The sequence below is a fragment of the Apibacter adventoris genome (assembly GCF_002964975.1).
Lineage (GTDB): Bacteria > Bacteroidota > Bacteroidia > Flavobacteriales > Weeksellaceae > Apibacter > Apibacter adventoris.
The window spans coordinates 41,058-64,042 of record NZ_PSZM01000037.1 but is presented as its reverse complement, the minus strand read 5'-3'; the positions used below and the strand labels follow the sequence as shown (position 1 = coordinate 64,042).

The 22,985-nt window shown below is 26.8% G+C and carries 23 protein-coding genes; 7 read left to right on the top strand and 16 right to left on the bottom strand.

The genetic code is table 11. The features are described 5' to 3' along the window. Positions 1 to 35 precede the first annotated feature (35 nt). Complete coding sequence (locus C4S77_RS06460) at positions 36 to 338, bottom strand: DUF3817 domain-containing protein (RefSeq protein ID WP_105194611.1); 303 nt, start codon at positions 336 to 338, stop codon at positions 36 to 38. A 209-nt stretch (positions 339 to 547) separates the two neighbouring features. Between C4S77_RS06460 and C4S77_RS06455 the strand changes: the two genes are divergently transcribed. Next, positions 548 to 3,013 carry a beta-glucosidase gene (locus C4S77_RS06455; protein WP_105246872.1) on the top strand — a complete coding sequence of 822 codons (2,466 nt, stop codon included), beginning with the start codon at positions 548 to 550 and terminating at the stop codon, positions 3,011 to 3,013. 189 nt (positions 3,014 to 3,202) lie between these two features. Beyond that, on the top strand, positions 3,203 to 3,865 hold the full coding sequence (locus C4S77_RS06450) for a YggS family pyridoxal phosphate-dependent enzyme (protein WP_105246871.1): 663 nt from the start codon (positions 3,203 to 3,205) through the stop codon (positions 3,863 to 3,865). Here the strand turns inward: C4S77_RS06450 and C4S77_RS06445 are convergent. Together C4S77_RS06445 and C4S77_RS06440 are read right to left on the bottom strand one after the other, a co-directional pair. Continuing rightward, positions 3,850 to 4,785: a bifunctional metallophosphatase/5'-nucleotidase gene (locus C4S77_RS06445; RefSeq protein WP_105246870.1), complete on the bottom strand. Its 936-nt coding sequence runs from the start codon at positions 4,783 to 4,785 to the stop codon at positions 3,850 to 3,852. The two genes, C4S77_RS06450 and C4S77_RS06445, sit on opposite strands and share 16 nt — an antisense overlap. A 4-nt stretch (positions 4,786 to 4,789) precedes the next feature. Continuing rightward, positions 4,790 to 5,545, bottom strand: a complete 756-nt coding sequence (locus C4S77_RS06440) for a 5'-nucleotidase C-terminal domain-containing protein (protein WP_105246869.1) — start codon at positions 5,543 to 5,545, stop codon at positions 4,790 to 4,792. Positions 5,546 to 5,674: 129 nt separating this feature from the next. Here C4S77_RS06440 and C4S77_RS06435 point away from each other — a divergent pair, with 129 nt between their 5' ends. From C4S77_RS06435 to C4S77_RS06420, 4 genes are read left to right on the top strand one after another with little or no spacing between them, the layout of a single operon-like run. Beyond that, complete coding sequence (locus C4S77_RS06435; RefSeq protein WP_105246868.1) at positions 5,675 to 6,727, top strand: NAD-dependent epimerase; 1,053 nt, start codon at positions 5,675 to 5,677, stop codon at positions 6,725 to 6,727. Between the two features lie 10 nt (positions 6,728 to 6,737). After that, positions 6,738 to 8,045 (top strand): nucleotide sugar dehydrogenase, encoded by a 1,308-nt coding sequence (locus C4S77_RS06430; protein WP_105246867.1) that lies wholly within the window; start codon positions 6,738 to 6,740, stop codon positions 8,043 to 8,045. Positions 8,046 to 8,053: 8 nt separating this feature from the next. Continuing rightward, on the top strand, positions 8,054 to 9,049 hold the full coding sequence (locus C4S77_RS06425) for a glycosyltransferase family 2 protein (RefSeq protein ID WP_105246866.1): 996 nt from the start codon (positions 8,054 to 8,056) through the stop codon (positions 9,047 to 9,049). Positions 9,050 to 9,089: 40 nt separating this feature from the next. After that, the gene (locus tag C4S77_RS06420) at positions 9,090 to 9,536 is read left to right on the top strand and encodes a hypothetical protein (protein ID WP_105246865.1); all 447 of its coding nucleotides are present in this window, start codon (positions 9,090 to 9,092) and stop codon (positions 9,534 to 9,536) included. A gap of 796 nt (positions 9,537 to 10,332) precedes the next feature. Here C4S77_RS06420 and C4S77_RS06410 read toward each other — a convergent pair. Genes C4S77_RS06410 through C4S77_RS06400 form a run of 3 tightly spaced genes read right to left on the bottom strand, consistent with a single transcriptional unit; the run spans position 10,333 to position 13,098 of the window. Further along, entirely contained in the window at positions 10,333 to 11,013 is a 681-nt protein-coding gene (locus C4S77_RS06410) for an NAD-dependent epimerase/dehydratase family protein (RefSeq protein ID WP_105246863.1), read from the bottom strand. Positions 11,014 to 11,049: 36 nt separating this feature from the next. Continuing rightward, positions 11,050 to 12,174 (bottom strand): glycosyltransferase, encoded by a 1,125-nt coding sequence (locus C4S77_RS06405; protein ID WP_105246862.1) that lies wholly within the window; start codon positions 12,172 to 12,174, stop codon positions 11,050 to 11,052. Between the two features lie 15 nt (positions 12,175 to 12,189). After that, complete coding sequence (locus C4S77_RS06400) at positions 12,190 to 13,098, bottom strand: hypothetical protein (protein WP_260209529.1); 909 nt, start codon at positions 13,096 to 13,098, stop codon at positions 12,190 to 12,192. Between the two features lie 175 nt (positions 13,099 to 13,273). On the opposite strand from C4S77_RS06400, the gene C4S77_RS06395 reads away from it, so the two are divergent. After that, positions 13,274 to 14,173 (top strand): glycosyltransferase family 2 protein, encoded by a 900-nt coding sequence (locus C4S77_RS06395; RefSeq protein ID WP_105246861.1) that lies wholly within the window; start codon positions 13,274 to 13,276, stop codon positions 14,171 to 14,173. A gap of 26 nt (positions 14,174 to 14,199) precedes the next feature. Here the strand turns inward: C4S77_RS06395 and C4S77_RS06390 are convergent, their stop codons facing one another. From C4S77_RS06390 to C4S77_RS06345, 10 genes are read right to left on the bottom strand one after another with little or no spacing between them, the layout of a single operon-like run. Further along, on the bottom strand, positions 14,200 to 15,336 hold the full coding sequence (locus tag C4S77_RS06390; protein ID WP_105246860.1) for a glycosyltransferase family 4 protein: 1,137 nt from the start codon (positions 15,334 to 15,336) through the stop codon (positions 14,200 to 14,202). Further along, the gene (locus C4S77_RS06385; protein WP_105246859.1) at positions 15,333 to 16,229 is read right to left on the bottom strand and encodes a glycosyltransferase; all 897 of its coding nucleotides are present in this window, start codon (positions 16,227 to 16,229) and stop codon (positions 15,333 to 15,335) included. The genes C4S77_RS06390 and C4S77_RS06385 overlap by 4 nt, the downstream gene beginning before the upstream one ends. A gap of 47 nt (positions 16,230 to 16,276) precedes the next feature. Next, on the bottom strand, positions 16,277 to 17,131 hold the full coding sequence (locus C4S77_RS06380; RefSeq protein WP_105246858.1) for a glycosyltransferase: 855 nt from the start codon (positions 17,129 to 17,131) through the stop codon (positions 16,277 to 16,279). Positions 17,132 to 17,186: 55 nt separating this feature from the next. Beyond that, positions 17,187 to 18,110, bottom strand: a complete 924-nt coding sequence (locus C4S77_RS06375) for a glycosyltransferase (protein ID WP_105246857.1) — start codon at positions 18,108 to 18,110, stop codon at positions 17,187 to 17,189. Between the two features lie 6 nt (positions 18,111 to 18,116). Beyond that, positions 18,117 to 19,223 (bottom strand): DegT/DnrJ/EryC1/StrS family aminotransferase, encoded by a 1,107-nt coding sequence (locus tag C4S77_RS06370; RefSeq protein ID WP_105246856.1) that lies wholly within the window; start codon positions 19,221 to 19,223, stop codon positions 18,117 to 18,119. Beyond that, positions 19,174 to 20,442 carry a hypothetical protein gene (locus tag C4S77_RS06365; protein WP_105246855.1) on the bottom strand — a complete coding sequence of 423 codons (1,269 nt, stop codon included), beginning with the start codon at positions 20,440 to 20,442 and terminating at the stop codon, positions 19,174 to 19,176. Before C4S77_RS06365 ends, C4S77_RS06370 begins: the two co-directional genes overlap by 50 nt. Next, positions 20,439 to 20,924 carry an acyltransferase gene (locus C4S77_RS06360; RefSeq protein WP_105246854.1) on the bottom strand — a complete coding sequence of 162 codons (486 nt, stop codon included), beginning with the start codon at positions 20,922 to 20,924 and terminating at the stop codon, positions 20,439 to 20,441. The genes C4S77_RS06365 and C4S77_RS06360 overlap by 4 nt, the downstream gene beginning before the upstream one ends. Then, a complete protein-coding gene (locus C4S77_RS06355; protein WP_105246853.1) occupies positions 20,917 to 21,324 on the bottom strand; it encodes a sugar 3,4-ketoisomerase in 408 nt (135 codons plus the stop codon). Before C4S77_RS06355 ends, C4S77_RS06360 begins: the two co-directional genes overlap by 8 nt. Next, positions 21,311 to 21,709, bottom strand: a complete 399-nt coding sequence (locus tag C4S77_RS06350) for a sugar 3,4-ketoisomerase (protein ID WP_105246852.1) — start codon at positions 21,707 to 21,709, stop codon at positions 21,311 to 21,313. Before C4S77_RS06350 ends, C4S77_RS06355 begins: the two co-directional genes overlap by 14 nt. Then, complete coding sequence (locus C4S77_RS06345; protein ID WP_105246851.1) at positions 21,706 to 22,980, bottom strand: ABC transporter ATP-binding protein; 1,275 nt, start codon at positions 22,978 to 22,980, stop codon at positions 21,706 to 21,708. Before C4S77_RS06345 ends, C4S77_RS06350 begins: the two co-directional genes overlap by 4 nt. Positions 22,981 to 22,985: the final 5 nt, after the last annotated feature.

Sequence of the window (22,985 nt, the reverse complement as noted above, 5' to 3'; positions counted from 1 at the left end):
TAATATTTCATACCATATTTTTTATAGCTTAATATTTATTCTTCTCTATCATATTTTGCTAAGGATTTTTCAACCCAAATAGTGGCAAAAGGAAAAAATGCTGCCATTAATGCAAATACAAAATCCTCATCATCCCATGTATATATTTTTCTTGCCAAAATTGCAAAAACAATATATCCTGTAAAAAATATTCCATGCATACACCCGGCAGGAATCATTAATATTGTGGAATGAAAACAATATTTTAAGGGCATAGCTATTAAAAAAAGTAAAACACAACTTACACATTCTGCATAACATGAAATTTTAAACCATTTTTCTATTTTCTTTTTTTGCATTTTTCTATAATTTCTTTAAACAAAAATAAGGATTTCTACAAATGATTTTTTCTTATGAAATAATTTAACATCCAGGCACTGATAAAAAAACAGTTCATTAATTATCTAACTAAGATACATTTAAAAATCAATATATCATATTTATTAAATAAATACGCATATATATACTAATATGTCATAAAATAATTGTACCTTAAAAGAAAAATTCTATGAGAAAAAAAGTTATTTCGTGTTTAATTGCTGGTATTTTAGTGTTTAATTTTTACAAAGCACAAAATTCGCCACAAATTGTAGTTGATAATCAAAGATTTTCAGATTTAAATAAGGATGGGAAGCTTCAACCTTATGAAGATACAAGATTGTCTAACTATGAAAGAATTAATGACTTAGTTCCCAGATTATCTTTAGATGATAAAATTCATCTGCTTTTAGGTACGGGAATGGTTGGTTTCGAAATGCTTAAAGGCTTTGAAGCTATAGACCCAAAGGGAGTAACCATTCCGAGCTATCTTATTCCAGGATCTGCAGGTTCGACAACCCCTATTGAAAAATGGGGCATACCTGCTGTAATATTTACTGATGGCCCTGCCGGAGTACGTATTTCTGCAAAAAGAAAAGGCGAAACGAGAACCTATTATGCCACAGGATTTCCAGTGGGTGCTCTTATTTCAACTACATGGGATGTGGAACTAGCGGAAGAAATAGGAAATGCAATTGGAGATGAAGCTTTGAGGTATGGTTCAGACATTCAATTGGCCCCAGCTCTTAATATCATCCGTAATCCATTATGTGGGCGGAATTTTGAATATTTTTCAGAAGATCCTTTGATCGCCGGTAAAATGGCCTCTGCTATCACTCAGGGTATACAAAAAAATGGGGTGGGTGTATCTTTAAAACATTTTGCCGCCAATAATAGCGAAAATAATCGTATGGATTTAAATGTACATCTTTCTCAAAGAGCTCTGAGAGAAATATATCTTCGTGGTTTTGAAATTGCAGTTAAAGAATCTAATCCTGCCACCATAATGTCTTCATATAATAAAATAAATGGAACTTACACATCTGCAAGTTATGATTTGTTAACTACAATTTTACGTAAGGAATGGGGATTTAAAGGTTCTGTAATTACCGACTGGTTTGGTGGGTATTCTAATGTATCTGCTGTAAGCGATACAAGTCATAATGGAATAAGTAAAGATTCATATGATGAAAATATTTTTGCTAAACAAATTCACGCGGGAAATAATTTACTAATGCCGGGTACACAAGTACAATTTGAATTGCTGAAAAAATATGTTGAGACCCAAAAATTGTCAATCGAAGATGTTGATAATTCTGTAAAAAAAGTCTTAGAAATTATATTTAATTCACCCCGAGAAGAAGGATATATAGCCACCAATGATCCGGACTTGAAAAGCCATGCTTTATTAAGCAGAAAAGTAGCATCAGAAGGAATGATATTGTTAAAAAATGATAAAGCAGCTTTACCTTTAGCTAATGACAGTAAAATAGCCTTATTTGGGAGTGGATCATATAATATTATCTCCGGTGGAACCGGAAGCGGAAATGTAAATAAAGCCTATGAAATTACCTTATCTGAAGGGCTAGAAAATGCTGGTTATTCAATAGATAAAAATCTAGACAAAATATATTCCCCGTTTGTAAAAGAAGAACTTAAAAAAATTGAAGATCTTAAGAAAAAACTACTTTCTATTTTGCCTACATTAACTCAGCCAATAGTTAGGGAAAATGTGATAAAAAACAGTGCTAAAAATAATAGTATTGCTATTATCACCATTGGTAGAGAAGCCGGTGAATCTGGAGATAGAAAAATAAAAGATGATTTTGATCTATCTGAAAAAGAAAAAAATTTAATTTCTGAAGTTTCTAAAGCTTTTCATGAAATTAATAAAAGAGTTATTGTTGTAATAAACTCAGGAAGTGCTATTGAAACTTCTAGTTGGAAAGATAAAGTAGATGCCATATTATGGGCTAGTTTACCCGGACAAGAAGGAGGAAATGCAATAACAGATGTTTTATCCGGGAAAGTGAATCCGTCCGGAAAATTAACTCAAACTTTACCCGTTAAATATTCTGATGTACCTTCTGCTCCAAATTTTGATGGAGTTCCAGCAGAAAAACCTATTAATGTTTCTTATAAAGAAGGAATTTATGTTGGATACAGATATTTTAATACCTTTAATGTTTCCCCTTCCTATGAATTTGGATATGGACTTTCTTATACCACATTTGATTATTCTGAACCTGTATTAAGTTCTTTAGAATTCAATCAAAAATTGTATTTATCACTCAAAGTTAAAAATACAGGAAATGTAGCCGGTAAGGAAGTAGTTCAATTATATCTTTCCACACCTAAAGGTGATGTAGATAAACCTGTAAAAGAATTGAAAGGGTTTGTTAAAACAAAATTACTTAAACCAGGTGAAAGCCAAAACGTTTATTTTGAATTGCAACCCAAAGATTTATCCTCTTTCAATCCTTTAGCTTCTGCCTGGATTGCTGATGCAGGGGTATACAAAGTTGAATTATCTTCTTCTTCTATAAATGCTAAAAGAATCACTTCATTTACTCTTCCTGAAAAATTAGTAGTTGAAAAGGTAAATAATGTACTGAATAATGATCTTAATTTTCAAGATTTAAGTTCCAATAGATAAAGAAAATCTCTTTAATAAGGTAGGGAAAATAATATTTCTCTACCTTATTTATATTATAAACAAATCCGAAATGTTTATAATTTTATACATCTACTCATTTTTGGTTATTCTTATTTTTAAACAACACTCCCAATAGAATTTTCAATAAATATTTAGTATTTTTACAAAACTTATAAAATAAATTATCTGATGCCTTTAACTAATTCTTTAGATTTAACGTTAAAAACACTTCCAATTGGAGTAACTTTAGTAGCCGTTTCCAAAACAAGATCCGTTAATGAAATATTAGAGCTATATAACGCGGGACAAAGAAATTTTGGAGAAAACAAAGTACAAGAGCTATTACAAAAGCAAGAGGTTTTGCCTAAAGATATTCAATGGCACCTTATTGGTCATTTACAAAAAAATAAAGTGAAATATATTGTCCCTTTTATATATATGATTCACTCTGTTGATAGTTTAGATTTATTAAAAGTAATTCAAAAAGAAGCTGAAAAAAACAACCGAACGATCTCCATATTACTAGAAATAAAAATTGCAGTGGAGGATACTAAATACGGATTATCTTTCGAAGACGCTTCCTTTATTTTATCTGAAGTTAAAAGTGGAAAATTCCCTAATATAAAAATTAAAGGATTTATGGGAATGGCTTCTTTCTCTGATAATAAAGAACAAATTAAAAATGAATTTTCTTCTCTTTCTAGTTTTTATTTACAACATAAAGAGGAGCATAATTTAGATACGCTTTCCATGGGAATGTCTAATGATTATCCAATAGCCATTGAATGTGGAAGTAACATGGTGCGAATAGGAACTAAACTGTTTGGAGCCCGAAATTACACCAATATTTGATTGTTTATAGGTAATGTCTGATATGCTATTTCTTTTATATTATTCTCTGGTGTAAATAAAAAATCTATTCTTCCCAATAATAATCCGGCCCAGCCTACCTGATTTAAAATTACTTCTTTTCCCTCTTTGTTTATATATCTTTCCGGTTCTTTAAAAAATGTATGTGTATGTCCTCCTAAAATAAGATCTATATTAGAAGTTTGATTACATAACTTAATATCACAAACTTTTTGAGGGTCATGGGGGTATTTGTACCCTATATGAGATAAACAAATTACTATGTCACATTTTTTTTCTTTTTTTAACATATTAGCCTTATCCTGAGCTATTTCTATAGGGTCTAAATATTTAGTTTCTAAATAATTTCTTTTTTCTACTAACCCTTTTAGTTCTACTCCTAAACCGAATAAACCTATTTTTATTCCATCTTTAACTATTATTTTATGATCTTTTGTTAAACCTTCTAATAGTGTATTAGAAAAATCATAATTGGAACATAAAAAATCAAATTTAGCTTTTGGTAATTGTTTTTTTAAACCTTCTAAACCATTATCAAATTCATGATTTCCTATAGTTGATGCCTCATACTCCATTTTAGACATTAATTTAAGCTCCAATTCTCCTCCAAAAAAATTAAAATAAGGAGTTCCCTGAAAAATATCTCCCGAGTCTAATAATAATACATTAGATTCTTCTTTTCTTATTTTATTAATAAGCATTGCTCTTCTGGCAAAACCACCTTGGTTCGGGTTTTTTGCATAAGATTCAGGAAAAGGTTCTATTCTACTATGTTGATCATTAGTATGTAAAATTGTTAACTTCTTATTCGTTCCTAAAATAGTAGAAGCTAAATTAATATTGGGTACACTTAATGCTATTCCAGCTAAACCTGTTGTTTTTATAAAATTTCTTCTTTTCATTTTCCTACTCTTGAAATATTAAGCGTTGATCTTTACTTTCGGGAAGGATTTTATATTTTTTTATTTGTTCCAATAAAACTTCTCTTAATTTTATATGGGGAAGTGTAACCTGATCCGATTTTGTAAAAAAATACATACGGTCTCCTCCGGTTAGTAAGTAATCCAAGGTTACTACCCAATATTTTTTATTTTTATTGTAGGGAACTCCTTCTATTTCTGCTGAAAAAAATTTATCTTTTTTATATACTACATTTATACCTGCTAGGGGATGCCCTAACTTTTCTTTTCTTAAATATTCAAACATTTCACTCATTTGAGTCCCATCTAATTGTATAAAAACCAATTCATTTTCAAAAGGTGCTACTTCATAAATATTCCCTACTGTAATCACTCCTTTGGGGATAATTGTCCTAATTCCACCAATATTTAATAAGCAAAAATCCGGCATAGGCAATTTATTTTCTTTAGTATATTTTTTTGAAAAATCTAGGACTAAATCTGCTAATAAATTTCCTTCATTACTAGAAAATCCTTCTTTTGTAAAGTCTACATTAGCATAGCTTATGGGCTGACTCATAATAGAATCTAATTGTTGTTTATAAGGAGAAATAATTTTTATATAAAGAGAATCCGGTTTTATAGAATCATTTATTTCTTTATTAGGATATAACTGATAATCTTCATTTAATACAGCTGTTTTGCAACTTATTACCAACAACAATAGAAAACTAATAAAAAATATATAATTAATTTTTTTCATAAATACTTTATATAACTAATTTTTTATCACTCAAAAATAATAAATATTTAATTGAGCAATATTCTTTTTTATTAAAAAATCATTGTAAAATCGTACCTTTGAATTTTCATTCACATAATTATATATTCCATGAAAATCCTTATTACAGGAAACGCCGGATTTATTGGTTACCATTTAGTTGAATCATTAGTTCAAAGAAAAGATCAAATAATAGGTTTGGATAGCATTAATGATTATTATGACGTTAGTGTAAAGTATGGCAGATTAAAAAATTGTGGCTTTGAAAAATCAGCTATAGAATATAATCAACTAGTTAAAAGTTCTAAATACCCGAATCTTTCTTTTATTAAATTAAATTTGGAAGATAAAGATAATATTGAAAAACTATTTGAAAGGGAAAAATTTGATAAAGTAATTAATCTTGCTGCTCAGGCAGGAGTAAGATATTCTTTAGTAAACCCACAAGCTTACATAGATTCTAATATTATTGGTTTTCTTAATATTTTAGAATGTTGTAGGAATTACTCTATTAAACATTTAACTTATGCCAGTAGTTCCAGTGTATATGGACTAAATGAAAAACAACCATTTTCTACAAAAGATAATGTTGACCATCCTGTAAGTTTATATGCTTCAAGCAAAAAAAGCAATGAATTAATGGCCCATACTTATAGCCACTTATTCAAAATACCTACTACCGGATTACGCTTTTTTACTGTATATGGACCTTGGGGTAGACCCGATATGGCATTATTTATTTTCACTAAAGCTATACTTGAAAATAAACCCATCGATGTTTATAACTATGGAAAGATGATGCGTGATTTTACTTACATTTCCGATATTATTCAGGGAATCGTAAAAGTTCATGATAACCCTCCGGAAGGAAATAAAAATTGGGATCCTAAAAATCCTGATCCTTCCTCTTCATCTGCACCTTATAAAATATACAATATAGGAAATAGTAAACCCGTTGAACTTATGTCTTTTGTTGAAACCATAGAAGAAGAATTAGGAAAAAAAGCTAAAATAAATTTACTTCCTATTCAACCGGGTGATGTTCCGGCTACTTATGCAGATGTTACAGATCTTATTGAAAACTTAAATTATCAACCTCAAACATCTGTGAGAGAAGGCATCAAAAATTTTATTGACTGGTATAAAGAATTCTATTCCATTTAACTTATAAGCTATGAATTTTTTTACTGAAAATCTAAAAATTAGTATTATAGGACTAGGGTATGTAGGTCTACCTCTAGCTTTAGAATTTGCTAAAAAATATAGAGTGGTTGGTTTTGATATTTCATCTGAAAGAATTTCTCAATTAAGAAGTTCTAAAGATATTACATTAGAAGTTTCTGAGGAAGAAATATCAAATGTCATAGTTGATTCTGCAAATTGTTTAGATAATAAAAAAGGTTTTTATCCCACTCAGGATATAGAAAATATTAAAAATTCTACTGTTTATATTGTAACAGTGCCTACTCCTGTAGATTCATCTAATAGGCCAGATCTAACTCCTTTAATTTCTGCCAGTACTACTGTAGGAAAAGTTATTAAAAAAGGAGATATTGTTATTTATGAATCTACAACTTATCCAGGATGTACGGAAGAAGAATGTGTTCCTATTATTGAAAAAGTATCGGGATTAAAATATAATTTGGATTTTTTTGCAGGGTATTCTCCTGAAAGAATTAATCCTGGTGATAAAGTTAATACGCTAACACATATAAAAAAAGTAACTTCAGGTTCTAATGCCGAAGTTGCAGATTTTGTAAATAACTTATATGCTTCTATTATTACAGCAGGAACTTATAAAACAAGTAGTATCAAGGTAGCAGAATCTGCTAAGGTTATTGAAAATTCCCAAAGAGATATAAATATTGCTTTTGTAAATGAATTGGCAAAAATATTTAATTTATTAGGAGTAGATACAACTGAAGTTCTTGAAGCTGCCAGTACAAAATGGAATTTCTTACCTTTTAAACCCGGACTTGTAGGTGGTCATTGTATTGGTGTTGATCCATACTATTTAGCTCAAAAGGCTATGGAAATAGGTTATCATTCTGAAATTATACTTGCAGGAAGACGTTTAAATGATTCGATGCCTGCTTATATCGCTTCAGAAGTCATTAAATTAATGATTAAAAAAAATATTATTATCAATCATTCTTCTATCTTAATTTTAGGTATTACCTTTAAAGAGAATTGTCCGGATGTAAGAAATACCAAAGTGGTTGATATTGTAAAATGTTTAAAAGAATACGATCTAAACATATCAATATGTGATCCTCTAGCTAATCCAAAAGAGGTTAAACATGAATATGGATTGGATATATTTAATGAACTTCCTTCTTCTGAAAAATTTGACACTATAATTCTTGCAGTGCCTCATCAGGAATTCAAAAATTTAGATATTAAGAAATATTGTAAGGAAAATTCTGTAATTTATGATTGTAAATCTTATCTTGATCGAAATCTAGTAGATTCCCGATTATAACTATTACCATGGTCTATCCTTTAGTTACTGTTTCTATCCCCGTTTATAATTGTGAAAAATATATTGAACGTAGCATTAATTCCGTATTAAAGCAAACGTATCCTAATATTGAAATATTATTAGTTGATGATAAAGGGAATGATCATAGTTCTGATGTTATTAAAAGGATTCAATCTGAGTACCCAGAAAAAATACGTATTATTGAACATAAATCTAATCAAGGTCTTTCTATAGTAAGAAATACAGGTATAGATCATGCTAAAGGAGAATATCTATTTTTCCTTGATGGAGATGATGAAATTGTTCCTGATTGTATTGAGGAATTATATCGATTAATTTCAGAAACTCATTCTAGTATTGCTGTAGGGGAAATGATAGCTAAAAACACATTTAAAAATATTGAATATAAAATTTTTCCTTTTAATCATTCACTTAAATCTCTAAAAGAAAATGATATTGTTTTTGAACATTTTTGTAATGGAACCTGGCCCGTAAGTGCTTGTAATAAGCTTTTAAGAGTTAATTTTTTTAGGCATAATAAGATATATTTTGTTAAAGGTTTATATTCGCAAGATGAGTTATGGTCATTTCAAACTGCTTTAAAGTTAGATAGTATTGCTTTTCTGCATAAACCCACTTATTTATATTACTTACATGGTGAATCTATTATTTTTAATAAAACCAAAAGAAATTTTGAAAATCATCAAGCAATAGTAGAGTACTTCTCAAAAGCTTATAATGAGGTTTCTTCAATTAAAAAAAAGCATATTCTCAAACACCTCATTATATTTAAAGAAACTACGCTTACTATGCAATGGAAATTCATGAAAGATGATTCTATTTACTGGAAACAAAATTACAAACGTTTACAAAAAGCTCCTTCTTTATCCATACTCGATTATTTTTCCTTTTTTTATTCTATAAATCATAAAAAGAAAAACTTATTTCAAAATCTCCCTGTTTCTATAGGCTATAAATTGTTTAAGTGGAGGTTTGAAAGATAATAATTAATTTAAAATCAATTTTTAACTAACTACATAAATAATGAAAATTCATAAAATTTCAGATGAAAATAAGAATTTATTTCCTAAATATTTTTATTGGTCTATCCCTATATTTTTAATATCCAATATAATATTCCGTTATTTCTATTATGAAGGTACTGCAACCACAGATTCTTTTTCATATTTTAAATTAGCAGCATCACTACCAAAAATCAAAAGTAGCTATTTCCCTATTTTATATCCATTTTTATTAAGAGTTACAAATCTATTTACCAATGATTATTTTATTTCTTCTAAAATTCTATCAATAATATCAATTTTATTTATTTTATATTTCACTAAAAAAGTAAATTTTTTCTGGAAAGAAATTTGGATACTTTTACTTTCTCCTATTTGTTTAATGATAATGCCTATGAGCTGGTCTGAGACAATACTATTACCCATTTTAATAGTGTATTTTTATTTAAATTATATTATTCATAAATAAAAAAATAATTCCCTGTAAATTTATCATTTATAATTCTATTCTGTTATTTCTTTTACTTCTTACAAAATATTCCTGCATTTCATTTATGTTTGCAAATTCTATGTTCATTTTATATTTACTTTATAAAAAGAAAAGTAAAATTGCTACTGATTTATTTTATTGCTTATTATTTTCTTCCATATTTATTTCTATATACCTATTTATCAATTTTTTATCAACCGGATATTTAACAGGTGCTGAAAGAGTTGCTCCTATTAGAAATAAAATGAATATTATTTTAAGTTTCTATCAATCCTTGTATAGTTTAAATCCATTTTTTGGAAGAGATCTATTTAATATAAAAATTAACTATAATTTAGCAGCGATATTTTCAATCATATTTTTTATTTTTTGGTTATATCTATTTTTTAAAGCAAAAAGTTTAAAAAAAATTGAAATTATTCAAATATTATTTATTAGCAGCATATTTTTTATTTTTATGGTAATTTCTTACTTTAATACCAAATTAGATACTCTTCGTCCTAGATTACTTTTTCCAAGTATTATTTCATTTTATATTACCATAATTTATACCATTAATAATTTAAAAACATATAAACTATATAAAGATAAAATACTTATTTTAATTGGTATTTATTTTTTATTGTTCGGTTTTTTAAATAAACAAAATTTTGAGATTTTTTATTCAATTTTTGATAAATAAAATTTAATTACCTTAAAGTAATTAAAATACTATTACTTATTTGAAAATAATGAAATAAAATTTTAATTAACATAAATTTAGAAAGTAAATAATTTAAATTTTATAGTATCTTTTTAAAAGGGTATTCAAATATTCCATTTTGATCATTTTATTATTCTTTTTAAAATAATCTACAATATAACTTGTATCAATAGTATAACTCTCTCCTTTATTTAATAATTTAATGATTGCTGATTTTGATAGATATTTTTCTAAAGCAAATACAATTTCCAATACAGAAAAATTATCAATGTATGCTATGTTTTGAATCGTATTTATTTTTTCATCTAATAATCTTAATGTAATGTTGCCTACATCTTCTACATCTATTAAATTTCTTGTTGCTTTTTGGTGAACTAAAATAGGATTATTTTCTTTGATATTATTTACTAGATAATTTATTAATAAATTAGAATTTCCTCCATTGCCTACTGCATTACTTACCCTACAGATCAAAAAATTTTGTGCGATTTTTTCTATCAGATTTTCCATATCTAATTTATGTAATACATAAGCGCTAGCATATTTTGAAGAGTCATAAATGCTACAAGTACTAAAATAAACAAATTTTTTAGTAGGATTTTCTTCTATTGTTTTTTCTATTAGATCTCTTTCTCTTCTAAACTGATTGGCATCTGTTTCCAAAGAATTGGATACTCCTGAAGCAAAAAAAATAATATCTTCTTTATTTATATCTTTAAAGATATTAGCTATTAGCCCCCGACCTATTATCATTTTCTATTAAAATTATACTACTTTTATAAATAAAAATTAATCTTCTAATGCTTGTAAAAAATAATTAACAGTTATACTATTATCCATGATTTGTAAATAATCTTTCTTTATATTCACTGAAAATTTTTTTAATAATTCTCTATTATCATATAATTTAATAATTGCCACTTCTAAACTTTTGATATCTCGGGAAATAAACATACCATTTATACCATCTTTAATTACAGTTAATGGTAACCCTACTTTAGTTGAAATGCATGGCACATTAGAAAGTGCTGCTTCTGCGAAAAGTGAGGGACCTGAATCTGCACTTGATGCTATGACAATTAAATCTATATTTTTATAAAAATCATACAATTCACTATATTCCCCAGAAAATTTGGTTTTTAATTTAACTTTTCTTCCGGTTTTACATACATTATCAATTGCCGGCATAATAATATTTTCAAAACCTTTCATTTCTCTTTTAGGAGAACCTGTCCATCCAATAATTAATTCTTCTTTTTCTCCTACAGCATTATTTTCTATAAAATTTGCCTGCCCATAAATTCCATAAACAAAGTGAATTTTATTGGTGAATTTTTTATACCTATTGTACAAACTACCTCCTCCTACTATAATACTATTATACTTTTTTAAATATTGGGTATAAAATTCTTCAATGTTCAGTTTTGTTCTATCAATATTATTTTTAATATCCATGGTAGGACCCTCATGAGGAAAAGAATCTGTAAAAATTCCAATAAGATTTTTTTCCCCTATAAAAGGAATTTTTGCAGTATATGGAAAATAAAACGCCATATTTACTATATAATCAAAGTTTTTCATTAAAACTTTCTCATTATTTTTCATATCAAACACTTCATTTATCGGATATACAGGATATGAATATCTACATGAATTATGTATAAAGTAGATAGGCTTTCGTTTTCTTATTAATTTTGAAGTATATAACCTTATTATACTAATTAAATTATAAATATATTTATTTTTTATAGAATACGGTTTATAGTTATCTAATTTCCTTAATAAATAATCTTCCTGATAGCATACGTAACAATCATATTCTTTTCTTATTAATTCTTCCCAAGTCATTACCATATAATGATAAGCCCAAAGAGGTCTATCTACAATAAAAAGAATTTTTGGTTTTAAAACCATAATAATTTAATATTTCTATTTAATATTATAATAATTTGCAACTGAGTTATGCCCTATATGCAATATCACTTCATCCCCTACTCCTTCATCTCCACTACAAACACACCATTGTTTTGGTAATACATACGGATATACCCCGGTTTTCCACGCTGCTTTCCACATAACTAAAGACCCACGAGATGGTTCATTTTTCATGATTTCTTTACATGCTTTGTAATATATCCCCCCCCTTTTATCACCTTTCCATAGAGTCATAGGGCTTTGATTATAAGAATATCCTAAACCTTGACTTTCATCAGTTATTAGTTGCGAGTCTAATGAAATTTCCATATCCCTTTTTAATAATTGCCTGACATTATGAGGTACACAAAAACCAAATTTTTGTGTCATGTAAATTAACGCTATTATTTTTGAAGACAAAATTTGCATATCAGAATCTAATGCACATTTAAAATCTGCTTCAGACTCTAGCAATCCTTTGAATTTAAAATAATTCCCAGTTCTATATCCAAATCTTGGATTCTCAGGATCTACAACAGGGGAATCTACTTTCATAATATTAACCCCTTTTATTTTTAAATCAAAATCTGTAAATACTGTATATTTTGCTTTAGGAAAATATTTTTTCAGAGAAGTAAATGTTGGATCTATCCTTTCCTCATTATTGAATTCTGTTCCTCCTGCATTTACTCTATTTTTCCCAAATTCAGTAAATATAAATTCCATAGAAATAGTATCAATAAAAGATTGTTCATTGTGAGTGAAAAATTGTTTTCGATCAACTATTCCAACTTTTTTAGGCGCATCCTCTACAACTTTTTTTTCCCCTATAAAAACTAAGAAAGAATTTATAACCCGCTTTTTTATAGCACTTATTATATATTTCATATTTATAACAATTTCATTCAAATCAAAAAATTTCATTTCTTTAACTTTTGAACTATAAAAAAAGTTATTTTATCTTCTCTGAATGAAGGCGGACAAATATAATAAATTATTCTTATTTAATTTTTCAGACTAATAATCAGAGCTTAAGCTGTTTTACAAATTTAATAAATCCTATTTATTTCACTATTTTTGTTGTTCCTAAATTTAACTTATGTCTTCTATAAAAATATCTATTTTCACCCCAACTTATAATAGAGCTTTTAGTATACATAGAGTTTTTGAAAGTTTACAAAAACAAACTTATAGGAACTTTGAATGGATAGTTGTAGATGACGGATCTACAGATAATACAGAGACATTAATAAAAGAATATAAAAAAAATGCAGATTTTGACATAATATACTATTGGCAAAAAAACCAAGGTAAACATGTTGCTATAAATAAAGGTACTTCTTTGGCCTCTGGTGAACTATTCTCTATTGTAGATAGCGATGATTATATTATATCAAATGCTTTAGAACTTTTTATCTATTATTATACTAAGATTAAAAAAGACTCCACAATTGCTGGGTTATCTTTTCCTATTGTTACAAAATCGGGTGAATTTTTAACTAAAAATTTCATTCAAAAAGAACTCATATGCAATTCTTTTGATTTAAGCTATAAATTTAAAGTTTCTGGAGAAATGGCTAAAGTAATGAAATTAGAAATTATGAGAAATTTTCCTTTCCCTCAATTTACAAATGAAAAATTTTGTCCAGAATCATTAATATGGAAAAGAATTGCACTATCTTATAAACTCTATTTTATAAATAATCCTCTTTACATAGGTGAATATTTAGAGCATGGCATTTCATCAAATTATTGGGAAAATATGAAAAAAAGCCCTCAAACTGCAATTTTATATTTTACTGAAATGTCAAATTATAAAAAAATTCCTTTAAAAACAAGATTATTTACATTAGAAAATTATTGGAAATTTTCTAATGTAAATACTTCATTATCATTTTTTGAAAAATTAAAAAAAGTTCCTTTTTTCCTTTCTATTTATGTAATTATACGTTTTTACTTTAAATCTTTTTCAAATAAAGTTAAAAATAATAAATCATAAATTACTTTATATGCACTATTAATGGGCTAAATACTTTTACTTGATACTTTTTCTATGATTTTTTCAAATTCATCTCCCCATTTTTTCCAATTTAATTCTTTTTCATAAAGTAACCTTGAATTTTTTGACATTTGAATTATTTTACTCGGTTCTTTAAGTAGAATTTCTATCTGATTTGCATAATCTTTGGAACCAGAATTTTCTGGCAAAAGAAAACCATTGTATCCATGTTTTACAGGAGCTGAAACTCCTCCCGTATTAGTAGATATAATTGGCAAACCATAGGCTGCAGCTTCACAAAATACAATCCCATAAGCTTCTGATCTTGTTGGAACAAATAAAAAATGTGATTGTTGTAAGTAATTTTGAATTTCTATTAATTCTTCAGGATTATTTTTATTTAAAAACGGAACTATTTTCACCCAATTTTCTTCTATGGGAGGAGAGCATCCTACCACTAGCATTTGAACTGGGTAATTTTTATCTCTTAAAATTTTTAGACATTCATAGGCTAGTTGACCTCCTTTTTTTTCCCATTCAACAGCTAAAAACAAAAAAGTAAACGTCGTAAAATTTTTATTATATATAATATGAGAAGGTTCGTCAATATTCGCTCCAAATTTTATAGTTTTCACTTTTTCTTTATTTATACCATATTTTTCTATAGCATAATTTGAGGCCCAATCTGATGAAAAAACTAAAAAATCTGCATTTTTTAGCGCTAACTTCTCAATATATTTAGTTTCTATTTTTGATAATAATCCAAAACCACAATAATACGGATTATAGTTCAATAATTGCCCTGCATTAGCATCATTTAAATATATAATAGGCTTTTTAATAGATAAGTATGCAATATCATTTAATTTAGTAGGCACAAATAATATATCAATATCTAATTGAGATATTTTTTCTTTTAATCTTTTAGCCGCTATTTTAGCTTTATAAATAAATAAGTGTTTATTGTATCCTCTATTAAAAATTTTATTATAAGTTTTTTCTATTTTGTTAAATATTTTATTTTCTTTTTCTGTATATTCAATTAATGGAATCCAAGTAATTTCGTATCCCTTTTTTATAAGTTGCTCGTAAATTTTAAACATAGTTCCAGACCAATTCCTTTTATCTTCTAATGGTCGCGAGCTATAAAAACCTATTTTCATTTTGATTTTAACTTTTTTAAGATATAAATTTTAAGATTAACTCTTTTTTTTAATATCCATTTTAAATGTTTAAATGCTAAAAACATATTACCTTTTCGAAGTAATTTAACAAAAGCAATTCTACTTCTTGAGAAAATTAACCAATTACTTGTTTCTTTAATTTTTCCGCCATATAAATTCGCTATAAATTCATCTAACATATTATGCATCAAATCTCTTGAATAATTTATTCCATTTGATAACCCTGCTTCATGTCTTGTGTATACACTCATAATTTTAGAAAAACCTCTTATTTTCCCATGTAAACTTGCTGACATATATAGAACCGTATCAAAATAAAGTAATTCAGGATGTTTATACATGGATTTGACTATTTTATTTTCTAAAACTTCAGTTTTAATTAAAACAGATGTGGTGTGTACAATCCAATGTTTATAAATCTCTAATGCCGTATAATCTTTTTCTTCTATAACAGAAAAGTTGGTATTATTTAGATTGGGATCAGATGATTCATTTTTTACTTGATGAAAACACATTGCATATTCAGCATTATTTTCTAAAAAATCATATTGTTGTTGTAATTTATTTTCATCTACCCAATAATCATCTCCTTCACAAAAAGCTATATATTGACCAGTAACTTTTTTTAAAGCATCATAAAAATTGGGAGTTGAACCTAAATTTTTTGAATGATTTGTATATAATATTTGTATATGGGATGGAGCCTCTTTTATTAATTCTTTAATAACTTGATCTGTAGCATCTGTAGAGTGATCATTTGATAAAATCAATTGTATAGGAAAATTAACTTTTTGCTTGAAAATTCCTCGAAGATTTCTTGCTATAAAATTTTCTTGATTATAGGTAAGAACCACTATTGATACAAAATTCATACACAAAGTCTAAGATAGGAATGCATTTAATTTATTCATTAAAAAAACTAATTACTTATATATTTTATTATATATCTAATAATTTTTAGACTAGCTAATAAAAACCCTTTAAATCCTAATTTATTAAAACTTAAATATTTTAATTGTTTCTTTATAGACCAAAAAAAGGGAAATTTAAAATCGTATAAATGATGAACAAAAGTATAATAATTTCTGAGTTCATAATTTTTATTATTAATTTGATCTTGGGGTATAGTAAAATTATCTCTAGCTTTAATAAGATCTCTAAACCAAGATTGTGATGAATTTCCACCAGAAAAATGATGAATTAATATTTCTGAAGTAACAATATTTTTATATTGAGAAGCTACTCTAACAGAAAAATCTAAATCATATCCATGATATCCTTTTAATTTTTCGTTAAATGGGAAATCTAAATACACCTCTTTTCTACAAGCTAATAAAACACCATCTAATGAATATACATTTTTACTATTACCATACTTGGGCTCTAATTTGTAAGTTATAATTTTTTTATTTTCACGAAATGATTGTATTAAATTAGAAAAACGCGTTTCTTTTAATGACCACCAAAATGACGGTGAATTAGATACATATGAAGAACCAGCAATTCCTATCACTCCAATTTCTTTATTTTTAAGCAAATTTACTAATATTTCGCCCCAATTAATTGTTACAAATAATATATCTTCATGAATAAAAAGTAAATAATTATAATGAGCTTTCTTCGCTCCTTGGTTATAGGCTTGACATAGGCCCATTAATCCTGGATTATTTATTTTTATTATTTCATAAGGTATATTCCCTATAGTTTCTTCTATATTTTTATATAATGAACTAAAATAATATTCTTGATATGAAGAAATAATTATTGAAAGCATATTTAAAAATTTTGAGATTTTTTAATGATATACATTTTAAATAATTAGGTGATTTTTATTTTTTCAGATTATCTAGTATTGTATATAGCTTTATTTTAATTTTATGTGGTAAAAAATAGATTCCCCAAATTGTATTTATTAATTTAAAATTTGGCATATGTTTTTTTATTAATTTTTTTATACTTTTTTGATTATCTAAAAATGAACTATAAGTAATTTCTTTTATTTTACAAAATCCTAATTCCATATCTTTATGTTTAAAATAAATTAATAAATTATTATAATTCCAAATTTCTTTTTCCGTTGATAGTGCTAATCCTTTTTCTCTTATCCTATATTTAACTGATGGAAATTCTGAATAAATAATTTGATATTTTTTTGCAATTCTTAACCACATATCATAATCTTCATAATATAGATTTTCATCAAAATAACCAATATCTTTAAATACAGTTTTTTTTATTAATATTGACATAGCAGGAATAAAATTTCCCTTTAAAAGTATTTTATATAAATCTCCGGATGGAGGAATATCTTTTATATAACCATACTTTTTAATAAACATTCCTTCCATCGGTTCATTGTTTTCTCCTATAAGATATGCGTCTGAATAAAGCATTCCTACTTCTTCCCCAGTTTTTTCTAACAATTCAACTTGTTTCTGAATTTTATCTAAAAGCATTATATCATCTGTAGCTATTGATGTAATATATTTGCCCTTAGCTTTCTTATATCCATCATTGATAGTTTTACAAACCCCTTGATTAATAGAATGTTTTATAAATTGATAAGATTTATAAAAATTTAATAACCAATGATCTATTTTTTCAACACTATTATCTGTGGAACAATCATCAACAATAATTAATTCTATATTTTCATAGGTCTGATTAGCTATGCTATCTAATGTTTCTATAATATATTTACTATTATTATAATTAATAGCAACAATACTAACTAATGGTAATTCTTTTATCACAAATGATTAAAATTGATTTAAAGCATTTACAATCTTTTCAATTTCTTGTAATGTTATAACTGAACTTATAGGCAAACTTAGAATTTCTCTGCTTAAGCATTCTGTTATCGGTAAAGATAAATTTCTATATTCTTTGTAAGCATCTTGTTTATGTGGAGGTATCGGATAGTGAATTAATGTTTGAATTTGTTTTTTGTCTAAATATTTTTGTAAGTTATCTCTTTTTTGAGAACGGATTACAAATAAATGCCAAACATGACTTTTATTGGTATTACAATTATCTATTGTAGGAAGAAGTATCTTCGGATTTTTAATGTTTTGTAGATAATAGTACGCAACTTTTCTTCTTTTCTGGTTTTCTTTATCAATATACTTAAGTTTAATATTTAATACTGCTGCCTGAATTTCATCTAATCGACTGTTTAATCCACAATACTTATTTATATATTTTTTTTGTGATCCATAATTTGCCAAAGCCCTTATAACTTCTGCTAAATCCTCATCATTTGTACTTACTGCTCCTGCATCACCTAATGCACCTAAATTTTTTCCCGGATAAAAACTAAATCCAGCAGCATTTCCTAAATTCCCTGTCTTAATACCTTGCCATTCTGCTCCTATAGCCTGTGCATTATCTTCTATTATTTTTAATTTATATTTTTGTGCTAAGAATTTTAGTTCTTCTGAAAACACTACTTGCCCATATAAATGAACAATCATAATTGCTTTAGTTTTGGGTGTGATCTTTTCTTCTATTTTTGAGATGTCTATATTAAATGTATGTTCATTAGGTTCTACAAATACCGGAACTAAATTATTATCCGAAATAGCTAATGCAGAAGCTATATAAGTATTTGCAGGCACTATTATTTCATCACCTTCATTCATTACTCCTAGCTCCTTATACCCCCTAATTATTAGACGTAAAGCATCTAAACCATTTGAGACCCCTATAATATTTTTCACTTCTATATATTCGCCTAATTTTTTTTCAAAATTTGAAACTTCTTCTCCCAATAAATACCACCCGGAACGGAAAACCTGTATTAATTTATCTTCAATTTCATTCTGGCATTGAAGATTTATTTTTTGTAAGTCTAAGAATTTTATCATTATTAATAATATATTTATTAAATACAGAAGAGTACAAAATTAAAATCATTATCATAGAATAAATAATATAATACAAGTTATACCTTACCTTTAAATATTCTGGTTGTGTTAAAAAAAAACCCTCTCCTATATTTTGATTATCACTAAATTCTAAGTTTAAAAATGGGAACTTTAATGGTAAAAATAATAAAAAGCAAAATAAGAGCCATAAATAATCTTGATTAGATAAATTTAAATCCAATATATCATCAAATAAAAAGGGTAATATTATACAAAGAATTCTTGTAATATCTGAACCAGAAAAAACTAATATTGGTGTTAAAATAAAAATAAACAAAAATTTTTGTGTTATAATTCTATTTTCTGCTATTTTTTTTAAATAAAAAATTGAAAATCCAGAAAAAACAACAAAAAAACAAGCTATTAATCTAATATAAAAAATAGGATTATAAATATTTTGATTAATCCAGAAAAAGATAGTTTTTATACCATGACTTTCTAATTCTACATTAAAATAATATTGTAATATTTTCTTATAAAAGAAGTAGATAATAACTAAAAAAGTTATTTTAAATAAAAGCAAAATTATATTAAATTTTCTTTTTGCTATATTATTAATTAATAAAGAAATAAAATAGACAATCCCTATCAATACACACCCCTCCTTAAAAGGAAGAAATAAAATAGTTAAAAATAATATTACATTAGGCTTATCATAAAACACTATTACAAGGAAAAGGAAGAGAAATAAGACCCCCTCTACACTAATAGGATAAAAAAGCGAAAAGCGAAAAGGAATTTGAGGTGTTAGCATTAAATAGAAAGTAAAAATTATGACTAAAAAAATTTTAGATTTCCATTTATTGATAAATAAAAATATACCTATAAAGAAAGCGGATAAATTAATTACTGAAAAAGCTAAAAATTTATCCATTTTTAAAATAGATGCAAGATAAGGAACTCCAATTCTTTGGTTAAAAGGCTCTCCCTTATTAAACATTTCATCATATGTATTATAATTAAAATCTTGTAATATTTTATCTGTTTGACCTCCTTCCCCTTTAAATACTTCATAAATAGAATTATAAAATACCCCATCCCATCCTAATCCTGCGTTTTTTTGTATTCTCTGTTGATGAAAAAATATAAATATAGCATATAAGATAATCACTAATAAAGTGAAAATAATATGTTTTTTAAAAAAATAATTTATTCTCATTCTTTAACAATTTGTCCCTCTTCAGTAATATATCCTTTTAATTCAGCTGGATTACCATACCAAACAGTATAGGGCGGAATATCTTTGGTAACAACACTCCCTGCTCCAACAAGTGCATATTCCCCTATAATATGACCTGCTATAATAGTAGCATTGGCTCCAATAGATGCTCCTTTTTTTATAATAGTTTTCTCAAATTTTTCCGGATATTGTTTAGACCGGGGAATTAAATCATTCGTAAAAGTCACATTGGGCCCAATAAAAACATTATCTTCAATAGTTATACCATCCCAAATTTGAACTCCGGGCTTTATAGTAACATCATTCCCTATTATAACCTCATTTTCTATAAATACATTAAAATTAATATTACAATTTTCCCCTATTACAGCATTTTTTAAAATTACACAAAACTGCCAGATTAAAGTATTATCTCCTATATTTTGAGATTGTACATCTGATGTAGGATGTATTCTAATCATATTTTAATTTCAAAAATTCGGTATAATCTCTTATATAATCATTTTCATCAAATTTATGAGAAGCTAAAACTAAACAAATAGAGCCAGAAGAAAAATTAATTTCAGCAGCCCAAATTCCTGGAGGTATATGTAAACCAATAAATGGTCTATTTAACTGAACTATTCTTTTATTCCTTCCATCATCTAAAAGTATTTCAAAACTCCCACTTGCGGCTATCAATAACTGATGACAACTTTTATGTGCATGTGCTCCTCTTGACTCCCCACCCGGAATATCATATAGATAAAAAATCCTTTTTACATCAAATGGTATATCCACTTTATTCTCTACAACGCTAAGGTTTCCTTGTTCAAAATGAATTTTTTTAAATTCTATAATATCACAATTAAATACTTTCATTAGATAATTTTAAAAACTTATTATAATCTCTAATATAATCATTTTCATCGTATTTCTTATCAGAAACAACTAAAGCTAATGAATTAGTAGAAAAATTTCTTATCTCTCTCCACACCAACTTAGAAATAAAAATTCCAACATGTGATCTATTAAGAGAAATTATAGTTTCCTTTTTACCATCATGTAAAACTAAATCAAAGCTACCGGATAAGGCTAAAATAAATTCTTGTTGTTCTTTAAATGCATGTCCTCCTCTAATTTCTCCATTAGGAACATCATATATCCAGTATGTCCTTTCTATTTCAAAAGGAATTTGATTAGGATATTCAAAAAAAGATAAATTCCCTCTAGAATCCTGAATTTTAGGTAATTCTATTTTTTTCATTTTAGCAACATAAAATCATTTGAAAAATTAAGATTGGGTCTTACAACTCCCGGAAGCGTATTATTATTACTTCCTAAAGATTCATTCAATATTTCAAATTGAATAACTTCATTTTGGATATAAAGAGGATATTTCTGATCTTCTCCAAAGATCAAATTAAATTTATATATCCCTGCATTTAATAAATTAGGCGCTATCTTTCCTTTTACTGTATATATCCCTTTTTTAGAATCTTTATTATTAGAAATTAAATCACCTGAATGGAAGATAGTTATCTCATCTGAATTTTTTAATTCAAAAGTTGTATCTAAATTAATATTGGGTTTAGAATTATAAAATATCAATTCAAATTCAACACCCGAAGAAATAGTCAAATAATCTCCTTTAATAGGTTGAGTAGTAAATTTTAATATTTTTATATTATTATTACCAGGCGCACTTTCAACTTCTCCTTTATGTTCAAAGAAAGATGAAATGTTAGAAGATTTTTGATAATAATCAACAGAATCTATAGCTCCTCCTTTATATACAATTGTTCCATATTGCATAACGAGACCTTGGGTACAAAGAGCCCTAACAGCTGCCATATTATGACTTACAAATAATACGGTTCTTCCATCATTTACACTCACATCCTTCATTTTTCCCAAACATTTTTTTTGAAACTCAGCGTCTCCTACAGCCAATACTTCATCTACTATTAGAATTTCAGGTTCTAAGTGTGCGGCTACAGCAAAGGCTAAACGAACATACATCCCGGAAGAATATCTTTTTACGGGAGTATCTATATATCTTTCTACTCCGGAAAAATCTACTATTTCATCAAACTTAGAGCGTATTTCTCTCTTAGTCATTCCTAAAATAGCTCCATTAAGATATATATTTTCTCTTCCTGTTAGTTCAGGATGAAATCCTGTTCCTACTTCTAACAAAGAGGCTATTCTCCCATTAATTTTTATACTTCCAGATGTAGGAGAGGTAGTTTTAGATAATATTTTTAATAAGGTAGATTTTCCAGCTCCGTTTCTTCCTATAATTCCTAAAACCTCTCCTTTTTCTACTTCAAAATTTACATCTTTCAATGCCCATACATAATCTGAAACACCTTTAGTAGTCCTGTCATTAACCTCTCCTACCTTAGCAAAGGGATCTCCTTTTCCGCTTGTTTTCCACCACCATCTTTTAAGATCTTGTTGTAAGGTTCCAGTGCCTACCTGGCCTAACCTATATAATTTGGATAAATTTTCAACTCTTATTGCTAAATTTGACATAATTA